Here is a 265-nt window from a genome sequence, read left to right as displayed (position 1 = left end):
ATATTAAAGTAGATATGTTAAAGGTCGCTACTACAGATATTGAATATAATTTTATATTAAGTTTACCCTTACCTAATCTAGATATTTTGGATTGGCGTGTTTTAAATTTTGAAGAATGTTTATATAAACATTCTGCTATTTTAGTAGATGGTATTTTGGTAAGTAATGCAGATTTGAGATATGAATTCGATTTTAAGCGGGATTTCATTAGAAATGGTATAGTAAATTTTGTAGGTTCAGAAAGGCCAGACATTTCAGTAGACAG

The 265-nt window shown here is 28.3% G+C and carries 1 protein-coding gene; it reads left to right on the top strand.

What is annotated here, in order from left to right:
- A partial coding sequence (locus tag SB717_RS36625) for a hypothetical protein (RefSeq protein WP_410907968.1) occupies positions 1 to 265 on the top strand: 265 nt, incomplete at both ends.

Source organism: Priestia sp. SIMBA_032 (assembly GCF_046535215.1).
In the GTDB taxonomy this organism is placed as follows: domain Bacteria; phylum Bacillota; class Bacilli; order Bacillales; family Bacillaceae_H; genus Priestia; species Priestia aryabhattai.
The sequence above is the reverse complement of the archived record's forward strand: the minus strand, read 5'-3'. Positions and strand labels throughout refer to the sequence as shown.